General features: G+C 48.4%; 8 protein-coding genes and 1 pseudogene. 7 read left to right on the top strand and 2 right to left on the bottom strand.

Annotated elements, in window-relative coordinates; genetic code table 11:
• Complete coding sequence (pdxS, locus tag C8268_RS17435) at positions 1-882, top strand: pyridoxal 5'-phosphate synthase lyase subunit PdxS (RefSeq protein WP_106768840.1); 882 nt, start codon at positions 1-3, stop codon at positions 880-882.
• Positions 883-918: 36 nt separating this feature from the next.
• Positions 919-1059: a hypothetical protein gene (locus tag C8268_RS22765; RefSeq protein ID WP_158702765.1), complete on the top strand. Its 141-nt coding sequence runs from the start codon at positions 919-921 to the stop codon at positions 1057-1059.
• Positions 1060-1075: 16 nt separating this feature from the next.
• On the opposite strand, the gene pdxR is transcribed toward C8268_RS22765, so the two are convergent.
• On the bottom strand, positions 1076-2512 hold the full coding sequence (pdxR, locus tag C8268_RS17430) for a MocR-like pyridoxine biosynthesis transcription factor PdxR (RefSeq protein ID WP_106768839.1): 1437 nt from the start codon (positions 2510-2512) through the stop codon (positions 1076-1078).
• Between the two features lie 179 nt (positions 2513-2691).
• Between pdxR and C8268_RS17425 the strand changes: the two genes are divergently transcribed.
• The 5 genes from C8268_RS17425 to C8268_RS17405 all read left to right on the top strand — a co-directional run bounded on the left by C8268_RS17425 (position 2692) and on the right by C8268_RS17405 (position 12339).
• Positions 2692-3939: a serine hydroxymethyltransferase gene (locus tag C8268_RS17425; RefSeq protein ID WP_106770006.1), complete on the top strand. Its 1248-nt coding sequence runs from the start codon at positions 2692-2694 to the stop codon at positions 3937-3939.
• Between the two features lie 359 nt (positions 3940-4298).
• A complete protein-coding gene (locus C8268_RS17420; protein ID WP_234032876.1) occupies positions 4299-5795 on the top strand; it encodes a TIGR02677 family protein in 1497 nt (498 codons plus the stop codon).
• Complete coding sequence (locus C8268_RS17415; RefSeq protein ID WP_106768838.1) at positions 5782-6951, top strand: TIGR02678 family protein; 1170 nt, start codon at positions 5782-5784, stop codon at positions 6949-6951. Before C8268_RS17420 ends, C8268_RS17415 begins: the two co-directional genes overlap by 14 nt.
• The gene (locus C8268_RS17410; protein WP_106768837.1) at positions 6951-11054 is read left to right on the top strand and encodes a TIGR02680 family protein; all 4104 of its coding nucleotides are present in this window, start codon (positions 6951-6953) and stop codon (positions 11052-11054) included. The genes C8268_RS17415 and C8268_RS17410 overlap by 1 nt, the downstream gene beginning before the upstream one ends.
• Complete coding sequence (locus C8268_RS17405) at positions 11044-12339, top strand: TIGR02679 family protein (protein ID WP_158702764.1); 1296 nt, start codon at positions 11044-11046, stop codon at positions 12337-12339. Before C8268_RS17410 ends, C8268_RS17405 begins: the two co-directional genes overlap by 11 nt.
• A 116-nt stretch (positions 12340-12455) precedes the next feature.
• Here C8268_RS17405 and C8268_RS17400 read toward each other — a convergent pair.
• Positions 12456-12981 (bottom strand): annotated as a pseudogene (locus C8268_RS17400) (IS256 family transposase); the annotation flags it as partial.
• Positions 12982-13050 lie beyond the last annotated feature (69 nt).

Raw genomic sequence — 13050 nt, 5'->3', positions numbered from 1 at the left:
ATGAATACAGGTACAGAACGGGTGAAAAGAGGAATGGCGGAAATGCAAAAAGGCGGGGTCATCATGGATGTGATGAATGCCGAGCAGGCCAAGGTTGCGGAAGCGGCAGGAGCAACAGCCGTTATGGCGCTGGAACGTGTGCCGTCCGATATTCGTGCAGCCGGTGGAGTAGCTCGCATGGCCGATCCGACCATTGTGGAAGAGGTCATGAAGGTTGTATCGATACCGGTGATGGCAAAAGCTCGCATCGGACATTATGTGGAAGCCAAAGTACTCGAATCGTTAGGTGTAGATTATATCGACGAAAGTGAAGTGCTGACACCTGCGGACGAGATTTTCCATATTAGCAAAAACGAATTTACCGTTCCTTTTGTCTGCGGTGCAAAAGACCTTGGCGAAGCGCTGCGCCGCATTCAGGAAGGAGCCGCCATGCTTCGCACAAAGGGCGAGCCGGGAACAGGCAACATTGTGGAAGCTGTACGTCATCTTCGATTAATCAACGGCCAGATTCGCAAAGTGCAAGGTTTGTCCAAGGACGAATTGTTTCACGAAGCAAAATCGCAAGGCGTACCGTATGATCTTCTGCTACAGGTTCACGAATCCGGCAAGCTGCCGGTGGTCAATTTTGCCGCAGGCGGAGTGGCTACGCCGGCCGATGCAGCGCTAATGATGATTCTAGGCGCAGACGGCGTCTTTGTAGGATCCGGCATTTTTAAGTCAGACAGCCCTGAAAAGTTTGCGCGCGCGATTGTTGAGGTTACAACACACTACGAAGATTATGCCTTAATCGCAAGTGTATCGAAAAACTTGGGAACTCCGATGAAAGGAATTGAAATATCGAGTTTGCAGCAGCATGAACGGATGCAGGAACGCGGTCAGTAACGGGAGCGAATTTGAATAGAACAGGAATTCAGCATATTGAAAAGAGGTGGTCAGCAAATTCCCCTTCACCCTGGTGCGAGGACAGTAAACAATCTTGTGGGATCGAGCGATCGATCGGCATTTTGGGCAAAGGTGCTAAAGCAGTTGGACGGCAGTGCAGGCGGGGCAGCCATATAATCCCCCCCTGGCAGGGCTACTTGTTTAAAAGTATCTCTGCCAGACGGCTAATCCCTTCTTCAATGGTCGCTTCATCCACCTTAGCAAAACCGAGTACCCATCCTTTTCGCTTGCTTTCCAAACAATAGTGGCTTAGCGGGTATATACGAATTCCTTTTTCAAGCGCCAGGTTCGTTACGGCCACTTCGTCAAACGACGGTTCAGCTTCAAGCAGCATATGCAGCCCTGTTTCCGCGCCGCTTATGGTGAAATGCTCACTCAAACCTGTCGCGCTGAGCGCTTTCGTCATAGCAGCGTGTCTGCGCCGATATACATTTCGCACTCGTCTCATATGGCGCATGAAGTGGCCTTGTTTGATAAAGTGCGTTAATGTGAGCTGCTCCATAAAGGGAAGATGGCGGTACGTTAATTCATGGACTTGGGCAAGCTGGCGAACGGCCTGCTTGGGTCCAACGATCGCGGATAACCGAATACCGGGAGCAATCATTTTGGAAAAGCTCATTAAATACAACGTTCCTTGCTGCTGCTGGCTGAATAAGGTAGGAAGCGGGTCGCCGCGATAACGAAATTCGCTGTCGTAATCATCTTCAACAATCCAAAACCGCTTCTCCGCAGCTAAATGCAGCAATTGTTGTCTGCGAGGTTCTGACATAATAACGCCTGTCGCACACTGATGCGATGGCGTAACAAATACCAGCTTGGATTCGGGGTGAATATGGTCTATACAAAGCCCGTGCTCGTCGACTGGAACGGGGGCTACCTCCATCCGGCGAAACTTCATCGCCATCCAGGCGGCGGGAAAACCAGGGTCTTCAACCGAAACGGTTGCCCCTTCATGTAATAGTGCTTGAGCGATCAAATCGAGACTATGCTGTGCGCCGGAGGTCAAAAGAATTTGATCGACTTCCACATGAATGCCGCGTTCAAGCGACAAATAACGTTGAATCTGTTCGCGCAGGGGCAGAAACCCATAGGCGTCGCCGTAAGCCCAATTGTCCAGATTTGTATCTGTGGAAGCCTGTAAAAAGGATTGCCGCCAATTTTTTAGAAAATGTTCGTCTAAATAAGGTTCATGGGGACTGAAATCGATCTCATCTCTATCCTGTTCTTTATTTCCGAACCAGCTATGTAAATGGCCGATTGCGCTGTTTAATATCGGAAGTTCCGGCGGAACAGGCCCTTGGGCCGGAACTTCGTCCGCAGAGCCGGGCTTATACATCCATTCGCTAACTCTTGTTCCGCCGCGGCGGGAAGTTACGGTGTATCCGCGGCTGAACAGTTCCTCGTATACACTTTGTATGGTTGAACGGGAAACCCCAATCAATTGCGCGAGCTCACGGGAGGGGAGCAGCAATTCGCCGGGAGGCCATTTTCCGGTCGTAATATTATGGATCGCCTGGTCAAGCAATTGCTGCCAAATGGGACGTTCGTCGTCTCGGTTAACTTTGAGCATCTGATTCGCCTCCAATGTTTATTTCGGTGTTATGGATTGCTCGAATTTATAATATATGAATATTTTACATAGTCCATTGATTGTCATACTATCATGAACATTGCGGCTATGGCAATGCGTGTCAGCATTCCATGTAATGAGTTTTGACTACTAATCAGACGGGTGGAAGGATGATGGTAATGAAGTTTTTGGAGAAACAGGATCAAGCAATTGCAAATGCCGTCCGGCAAGAAGCGGCGCGGCAGCGGAATAAAATAGAATTGATTGCTTCGGAGAACTTTGTAAGTCGAGCTGTTATGGAAGCAACGGGTACGGTGCTGACCAATAAATATGCGGAAGGATACCCGGGAAGAAGATATTATGGTGGCTGCGAATATGTTGATCAAGTTGAGGAAATAGCGATTCAACGCGTAAAGACCCTTTTTGGTGCAGAACATGTCAATGTGCAGCCCCACTCCGGCGCTCAGGCGAATATGGCAGTTTATTTTGCTTCAGTTGAACCGGGGGATACGATTTTAGGGATGAACCTATCTCATGGCGGCCATCTTACACACGGAAGTCCAGTTAATTTCTCTGGAAAATTGTATAATTTCGTGCCTTATGGCGTGGATGAACAATCGGCGCGCATTGACTTTGATCTTGTGCGAAAGCTTGCTCTTAAGCATCGTCCGCGTATGATCGTTGCCGGGGCCAGCGCCTATCCGCGAACGATAGATTTTGAGCCGTTTGCTCAAATAGCGGCTGAAGCAGGGGCGCTTTTCTTTGCAGATATGGCGCATATTGCAGGAATTGTAGCGGCAGGGTATCATCCTAACCCGACACCGCATGCCCACTTTGTGACGACGACAACTCATAAAACGCTGCGCGGTCCTCGGGGCGGTATGATTATGTGCCGCGAGCCATGGGCGCAAGCTATTGATAAAGCGATCTTTCCCGGAATCCAAGGCGGCCCCCTGATGCATGTTGTTGCAGCCAAAGGGGTTGCGTTAGGCGAAGCGTTGCAGCCGGATTTCAAATCCTATATAGAAAAAGTTTTGAAGAACGCTAAAGTATTGGCCGAAGCATTATTAAATGAAGGGCTGACTCTCGTATCGGGAGGGACGGATAATCATATCCTTTTGCTAGACTTGCGCCCGATTGGGCTAACCGGGAAAGAAGCTGAGGCGATGCTCGATGAAGTGGGGATTACAGCCAATAAAAACGCTATTCCTCATGATACGGCAAGTCCGCTCGTCACGAGCGGTATCCGCTTTGGAACTCCAGCTATGACAACGAGGGGACTAGGACCTGAAGAAATGAAAAAAATTGCCGGACTTATTGGACTTGTTCTTAAAAATCCAGGGAACGCGGCCATCAAGGAGCAAGTACAGAGAAGCGTGCATGAAATAACGTCGCAATTCCCGTTATATGAAGGACTACAGGAGTGATTGGCAGTGGCCTATACCTATAACTTTAATGTTGTTCTTCATATCATTTTCAAAGATTGTTTGCATATATGGCAGATGTACCGCTTTCAGAATATTCCTTTATATAGAGAAATACAGTATTGAAATGTTTGTATGCATAATAAGTTGGAGTCTATACCTTAAATAACGCTAATCCGTTACCAGGACAGGTCAATTATGGTCAGATACCACCATGAGTGACCTGTTTCTTGTTGTCTTCGCTTTTTGTCGATTTTTTCCAAATCCATCACACCTGTAGCAGATTCCCAACATTTTATCTAGCCTGCCGCGGCTCCTTACATTAAAATGAAAGACATAAGAAGGTGGCAGGAGTGTGTCGAATGATGGACGGACCATTTAAACGTGTGACGGAAGCGACGTATCTGGCAACGGAGAAGAGTGATAAATACCGGGCGATTCTACGCCATTTTTATATTCAACACGAGCGTTTGCGGGAGTTTTTATTCCCAGAGGAGGTTTATAACCATCTGAGAGAATCGCCATACTTCAAAAACTATGAGATGGACGAGCTGCACAGTGACCTGGCCTCGCTGGTGAGGTGGGGGAACCTGAGTGCTCAGCAGGAGAGCGGTAAGGTCAAGACGATTGAAGAGTTCAAGAAGAAGAGGTTTCGGTATCAAATAACGCCTTATACGGTAGAGTTTGAACGAATGCTCATTCAATTTGAGCATCAGTCTGACCAATTTGGAGGCTCGCTGGAGAAATCTCATTTTGAAAGGCTATATCAAACACTATTAAGAATAAAACAGGCTTCCAGTGAGTCTTCAGAAGACTGCGCACAGCTTTGGGATGATGTACTGACGTATTTCAAAAAAATCACACAAAACACGTCTGACTATTTTGCTTATTTACGAAGTGAGGATGCTTCAGAGCAAATGAAATCGGAGGCGTTCTTTTTATATAAAGATCAATTTACCCGCTATTTACGTGATTTTATTATTAATCTGCAGCGGACAGCTGCTTCCATTCAGGATGTTATGATCTCGCTGCCGCGTGAAAGTATGAGGGCATTTTTCCAGAAGGTATCCCAGCATGAGGAGAATGTATTTCGTTTTGAACGGTTAGGTGATGCTGGAGATCGAGCGGCTGAGCTGGAAGCGACCTGGTTGAATGTGAAGGCCTGGTTTATCGGTGATGATGCCGGTGAAAGTCAATATGAAAATGTCCTCGAGCAAACCAATGAAGCGATTCGCCGGATGACGAGAATCATTCAGCGATTGGGAGAACGAAGCCTGCTGCATCGAAGCCGGAAGGAGGACTATCTTCATTTGGCGGAGTGGTTTTCTAATCTGTCTTCCATGGAGGAAGCACACAAGCTGTCTTCCATTGTGTTTGGTTTGTCGCACACAAAGCACCTGTATTCGGATCATATTCCAACAGATGATATCTATACCGATGTGTGGGAAGAAACGCCGATGGCTCATGAACGCGTTCCCAGAGTCAGGAACTATAGGGAGAAGACCAGAGCTAATGCAGCAGAGAGTCATCTGGAGAAGAAGGCGCAGACGAAGGAAACCTATTTGAAGCGGCGGGCTTATGAACAGCGAGTGATCGAGAAGTATTTGTCCGGCAACAAGATTGAACTGGAGAAGCTGCCCATCATCGAGCCGTTTGTACGGAAGCTGTTTCTATCCTGGATCGGGAAGGCCATGGCTAAAGCGGATCGCACTATCAAGACGGAATACGGTTATAAAGTGAAGGTGGAGTTGGACCGGAGCCGGACCATCAGGCTGCAGGCTGAGGACGGGTACATGGTCATGCCGGCCGTAACGCTGCTATTCACGGGAAAGGAGAAGGCTAAATATGAGCTTGCGTGAGGATGTATTTGATGAACAGACGCTGGACGCGCTGGCCTTGCTGTTTGAAAAGTTCTGGGTTTTACGCGATGAAGAGCCGGAAGCCTACCGATTGGTCCGTGATCGTGAGCTCAAGCTTAAACGATATCTTCAGGACAAGTTTGGGCTGGATCTGATCGTGCATCAGCATTTTGCCAAGCTGGAGAAAATCCCCGTCGAACCGCAGAGCTGGATGGGAATTCAGGCTTTTCAGGAACCGATGGATTATGCGATCTTTTGCTGTGCGCTAGCTTACACGGAGCAAAAAGGTGTGGACGAGCAGTTTTTACTGTCTGATTTAGCCGAGCGAATTCAGGAGCTGTATACTAGTGAGATTCCGCTGGACTGGACTCTGTATCAGCATCGGCGCTCGCTTGTCCGAGCTTTAAAGCAGGTGGTCCAGCTGCGTCTGATTAAGACGATTGACGGAAGCCTGGAGCTTTTTCAAAACAGTGAGGAAGAGGAAGTTCTCTATGAGGTAACGGTGTATTCCCGATATTTCATGAGATCCTATCCTGATGATCTGTTTAAGTTCAAGACGATAGAGGCGTTAATGGAGCAGGAATGGGTACGGCATCAGGAGGACCAGCGGCGTAAGCGGGTGTACCGCAGGCTGATGATGACGCCGTTTGTGTACCGGAAGAGTGAGGACGACCCTGACTTTACCTATATTCGTAACTTTAGAAACCGTCTGCGTGAGGACTTTGAACAGCATACCCCGTTTCGACTGGAGGTATTTAAAAATGCTGCGATGCTTACCTTGCCGGATCACAAAAAGCGCTATACCTTATTCCCGGATTTGAGCGGAATTTCGGATGCTGCACTTCACGTGACAGCTGTGATTCGAGAGCAGCTGAACAGCTTGTCCATCAGCGAATTTGGTGAGCTTCGTCTGCCGATCGCACGGTTTCAAACGATTGTGAAGGAAGCTAAAGACCTCTATGGCCATGGATGGGCGAAAAAGTACCGCGATCTGACTCTTGAGGCATTGTCGAATGAAATCATCGCTGTGTGGAAGGCGTGGGATATGGCTTCGATGGAAGAAGACGAGCCGAACATGTTAATCATCCTGCCGGGGGCAGCGCGTATGATTGCTTTTTATCCCAAGGATTATGAACAGGAAGGGGAAGAGGTGTAGTGACTTCGAAATGGAAGCTGAACCGGGCAGGTTTGTTTAACTTCTGGTACTACGATAATGAGATATTTGAATTTGAGGACGGTAAATTACTGCTTCGAGGCACGAATGGCTCCGGGAAATCGGTCACGATGCAGAGCCTGCTGCCTGTGCTGCTGGATGGAAAGAAATCACCCGATCGTCTGGACCCGTTTGGCTCGAAATCACGGCGGATGGCCGATTATTTGCTGGGTGAGAAGGAAGTGTCCAGCCGGGACGAGCGAACTGGATACTTATTCATTGAATACAAAATGGAAGGCACAGACCAATATCTGACGACCGGTATGGGGATGCAGGCCAAGCGGAATCAGCAATTGAAGTCGTGGGGATTCGTCATTACTGACAACCGGCGGATCGGATATGATATGGAGCTGTACAAGCTGGTCAATCAAAATGGGGAGCGAAAGCAGTTCCCTTATTCTCAGACAGAATTGACTACAGTTATTGGTACAGGCGGAGAAGTGGTAAGCTCTAACCAGGATTATATGAAGCTGGTGAACCGGTATGTATTCGGATTTGAAACGATCGAGGCCTATGATGATTTGATCAAGCTGCTGATTCAGCTCCGTAGTCCTAAACTTTCCAAGGATTTTAAGCCGACCGTAATATATGAGATTCTGGAAGAAGCGCTGCCTCCGCTCACAGATGACGATCTGCGTTATTTATCGGATTCCATTGAACAGATGGACCAGACCAAGCAGCAGATGGAGCAGTTGGAGCGAGAGGTGAAGGCGTTAACCAAGCTGAAGGATGCCTATGAAGCCTATTCCGAGCGGATATTTTCGGATCAGGTGAAGGAATGGAAGCAGGCGAAGGAACGGGCGCATAAAGAGGGTCAAGAAGCGAAAAGCTTGGGAGATCGACTGTCAGAGCTTGAAGTAGAAATTGAGACGAGCAAGAAGAGACAGCATGATCTGAAAATCAGAAGAGTTACGTTAAGTGAGCAGGAAAAACGTCTAAGAGCCCATGTGGTATTTCGGCTGGAGGATGAGCTGCAGCAGAAGCTGAAGGATCAGGAGTCACTAAAGCGTGACATCTCGAATCAAGAGAGCCGGGTAGAATCCAAAGCCGGCAAAGAGCGGGAAACCCGGAGAAGAATAGATGGGCTTGAAGTGAGCGTGAATGACAAGGAACATCAGCTGCGAGATGCCGTTGAAGACTTGGACTATGAGGCAGAGGAATGCGCTTTTGCACAGCATGAGCTCAACGTGCAGGATTATGAACGAAATGAAGGAGGGCCCTTCGGTTTTGATAACTGGAAAAGGGAGCTGGAGCAGCATACGGCAAGGCTCCAAGCTGCTTTAATGGAGCTTAGGGACCGTGATTCGGTGATTCATCAATTTCAGGATAAAAATCGGGAGCTGAGCGAAGTCAAGCAGACGCATGATGCGCTGCTTGAGAGTGAGGGGAAATGGCAGCGGCTGCTGTCTGATGAGAAGCAAGCCTTGATTCATCAGATTCATCTGTGGCTGGATCAGCATGATGTTTATGAGGTTGATGTTAGGGCAAGGCAGCAAATGATGCGGGTGATTGACCAATTATTCACGGAATACGAGTATGAGGAAGTAAAAGAAGTGTTTGCGCCTTTCGTTCGTGTATATGAGGATCAGCTTCGGACCGAGAGAGCCAATTGTATCTATCAGAAAGACCAGGGTGTGGTTGAGCGTGAAAAACTGCAAGTCAGATTTAAGGAGATGAACGCTCAGCGGGATCCTGAGCCTCAGCGGCATGAAGCAACAGTGGAAGCGCGCAGACAATTAGATGAACAGTCAATTATTTACAAGCCATTGTATGAAATCGTAGAGTTTCACCCGGATGTTCCGGTCGAGGTCCAAAGACGTCTCGAAAGCGCGCTGGCTGAAACAGGTCTGCTGGATGCACTGGTTACGACCAAGGATATCGCAACTCAGCATGACCGCGTGCTCTTGATAGAGCCCAAGCTGTTTACAGCAACTTTGGCGGATTACTTACAGCCGGATGAGAAGCAGCGGACGATTCCAGTTGAACGCATCGAGGCTGTACTGCAAAGTATTGAAATGAACGGAGAGGCTCCGGTTTACTTTACGGAAGACGGTCGTTACCGTATGGGCAGCCTGGAGGGCCATGCCCTGCCGCTGGATGAGGTGCGGTTTATCGGCAGGGAAGCCAGAAGACGCTATCGCGATCAGCTGCTCGCTGACTTGGAGGCCCAGATCACAAAGCTGGATGAGCAGATATCCCTGCTAGAAGATCAGTGGCTTCTGCTAGATGACCGGCTCCAGAAGTCTAAAGAAGCCTGGAGCAGCTTTCCCACGAGTAGAGATGTGATGACTTGCCATAACGAGCTGAAAGAGATTAAGGGTGAACTGAAACGGTTAGAAAAGTCCATCAAGGATATATCGGACCAGCTGGCGAAGTTGGATCAGAAGCTGCAGGAGAGCAAACGGAAGCTCTATGAACTGACACATGGGCTTGCGCTGGAACTCAAAACAGATTTGTATCAGCATGCCTTGGAGAAGAGTCGGCAGTACGAGAAACGATTGAATGAGATTCACAGAGAGCACGACCATTGGATTCGCCTGCTGGAGGATCAGCGGCGGGAACGGGAGCATTTAAAGGAACTGGAATTCGAAACCGATGAGCTGCGGGGAGAGCTGGCGGTACTGAAGGACAAGGCCGTGACGCTCGAGCAGCAGATCCAGGATATTATCCAGCAGCAGCAGCTGAAGGGTGCTGAAGACGTGAGACGCGAGATCAAGAACGTTGCCCGGGATTTGGATGAGCTGGATTCGGAGCTAGAGCAATTATCAGGGAATATTCCTGTGCTGGAAGCGAACCAATCGGCTGCCCGTGACAAGCTTGTGGAGAAGGAACAACTGCACACTTTTTGGAATCAAATGAACGTGGCCTGGAGGGAAGCAATAGTGAAGGAATGGAAGCGTGGAACGATCCCTGCAGATGGCGAAGATATGAATGAAGCAATGCTCAGTCAATATGCAGATCATAAAGCTGCTAAGGACAGGTCTGTTCTGGAGGGGGATTTGACGAAGCTGTATTATAATTTGCAGCCGGATCTGGCCGAGCATAAAATCACGCAGTATACAGACTCACCGGGACTTGTCGACTGGATGAAAGAGATCGACAGAGAGGAATGGAAGCCGGTCGTAGACCAGTGGAAAACGAAAAACACCCGAAACATCATAGAATTTGATCAACGAGGTGTGAAGATTTCACCTTCCGCACTATATGATAGTGTCTCCCGGGAATTATCCATTCAGGAGACACGGCTGGATGAATTGGACAAGCAGCTGTATGAAGAAATTCTGCTGAATTCCGTAGGGCACAAGCTGCGAGCGCGCATTCGCCGCGCCGAGCAATGGACCGAGCAAATGCGTGAATTAATGGAAAGTCGGGATACTTCCTCTGGACTCAAGTTTTCCATACGCTGGAGGCCGAGGACAGCCGATTCAGAGCAGGAGCTGGATACTCATGAGCTGGTCACGCTGCTGAAGCAGGATGCCCATGTACTGAATGAGGATGATCTTGGTCGGATTACGCGTCATTTTCGCTCCAAGATTCAGTCAGCTAAAGTGTGGCTTGAGGAAAAGGGCGAGGGACAGACCCTGCTGCAGGTACTGAAAATGGTGCTGGACTACCGAAAATGGTTCTCCTTTGTCTTGTATTATGAACGGCCTCATGAACCTAGACGTGAGCTGACCAATCATCACTTCTTCAAGTTCAGCGGAGGTGAAAAAGCGATGGCGATGTATATTCCGCTCTTTACCGCATGCTATTCACGTTATAAGGAAGCGGCACCGAGCGCCCCGTATATTATCTCATTAGATGAAGCCTTCGCTGGTGTGGATGAGAATAACATCAATGAAATGTTCGAGATTGTGGAGAAGCTTGGCTTTAATTATATAATGAACTCCCAGGTACTGTGGGGGGATTATGAGACTGTTCAGTCCTTATCGGTGTGCGAACTGGTCAGACCGAAGAATGCGGATTATGTAACCGTCATCCGTTATAAGTGGAATGGACAGGAATTGTCGCTCAAGGTCAGTGAAGAAGGTGAGTATGATGAGTAGGAAGTTGGATGACGCTCTCGTATATTTTAAGGGAAAAAAGGGATTTGATGTCCTTTTTCTTCTTTTTCGTAAAAAATATGAATCACTTGGAAGGTTCGGAGGGGCGGTAGATCTGGCGTGTTTCACGGATAAGGAGATCGAGGAGGTCGCTGGATTTATGGGTGAATATCCTCATCATTTAGTGCGAAGAGGAAAGCTCATGCTGTCTCACTTTGAACAGCGCCTGCAGCAGACCCGATTTGCCGGAATTACCTTGCATGAGCTGCTTGAGGCATATTGGGGCAAGCAGCTCCAATCCAGGAAGGCTGCAAAAGCTGAGCGGGAAACCGCTCAAAGGGAGAAGCTCGATGATTACAAGAAGCGGTACCCCGATCTTATACGATGGTTTACCTATCTGGAAGGCAGAACAAGCGATACCCAATGGATCTGGCGTCTGCTTATTGAACCTGATTTTGCGGACGCTGTTGAAATTATGGCTCATGCTTATACCCGCTTGCCTGAGCGTATGGAGCGGTATCCGTTATTCAGTCAGCGCATAACCGGCAATCCTCATGCACTTGATATTACCGAATTGAGAGGCAAACTTTGGGTCCACCTGCTGCATGTGATGGTTGGGGGGCAGGGAGCTCCCCCCTCAAATACAGAGGCCTTGAATGAGCTACTGCTGCAGTATAACCTGCTGAGAGATGATATCCAGAATTTTGTAACTCAAGCGAATCTGCTTGCCTACGAAGGTGATCGCGAGCACCCGGTATGGAGAGCCGCTGCAGATGAAAAAAGTGTAATGAATGTGCCTATGCGGGAGTTGATGAAGGTAAATCGAGTGACTGCTGCTAAGCCTGCCTGCGCTGGATTAATGTCAGGCGTATACATTGTTGAAAATTCAGGGGTATTCTCAGCACTGCTGGATGCTGTTCCGGACGCACCTTTGATCTGCACCCATGGGCAATTCAAGCTTGCAGGCTTGCATTTGATGGACCTGCTTGCCAAAGCTGATCATACACTATTCTACAGCGGTGACTTCGATCCGGAAGGTTTAGCGATGGCTGTACGCTTTAAGGAAAGATATGGTGATCAAGCTCGATTATGGCGGATGACAACAGCGGATTATAAGGCATCAACTCCAGTGGTGGAGTTAGGGGAACGAGAATCAAGGCTGCATTCAATCCTTGATTCTGAGTTGGGCGAGGTGGCTCATGCATTGAAGGAAACAGGAAGAGCAGGTTATCAGGAGGGGATATTAACACTGCTTATTCATGACTTGCTGATAAACGGTATTCGTTGAAAATCGGTACCGTTAAGAATTTTGTGTAAGTAGGTTAATATTCCCAAAGTTAAGCCGGTAACACTAGGAGTAATATATTCTGACGATGGTTTGGTGGAGAGATTCCCCTATCGATACACTCGTTCAATCGGATTCGACGTATAAATCGCTTTTTTAATTTTGCCAGGGTACTTGTAAAACGTAAGTAGTGTTGGCAATTGGTCTTCCCAGGCTTTGATTTCTTTCGGGTAGAGCTTATTCCACTTGGTTATCACGGTATCGAAAGCAGCCAGTGCCAGTTCGTGGTCCGGCGCGGTGTAGATCGTTTTCAAGTCGTCGATGAAATCTGTCTTATGTTGTACGCGAATTTTAGGGAAGGTTGCACGCACCTTGTGGACAATACAGTGCTGAACGTCGGCTTTCGGATAGATCTCCCGAAAGGCATCGTCGAGTCCCAGTAAACCATCGAATACGCCGAGAAGCACCACTTTGACGCCACGGCTGTAAAGGTCTTTAAGAACGTCCCGCCAGCCGTTGGATTTCTCCTGTCCACCAACGTAGAAGCCGAGATTTGGCGATGGCCGTTCTCATCGATGCCAATGGCAAAGTAGATGACTTCACCGCGACTGTGCTGCGCTTCAACTTCACGTATAGTCCATCCAAATCCCCTTTTTCTAATCCAAAAATAGAAAAGAGACACCTCTAAAAGAGACATCTCTCGAATAAAATGGA

It is taken from the genome of Paenibacillus faecalis (assembly GCF_900289175.1).
Lineage (GTDB): Bacteria > Bacillota > Bacilli > Paenibacillales > Paenibacillaceae > Paenibacillus_AQ > Paenibacillus_AQ faecalis.
Note: the sequence above shows the minus strand (reverse complement) of the source record. Positions and strands in the feature narration are given on the sequence as shown.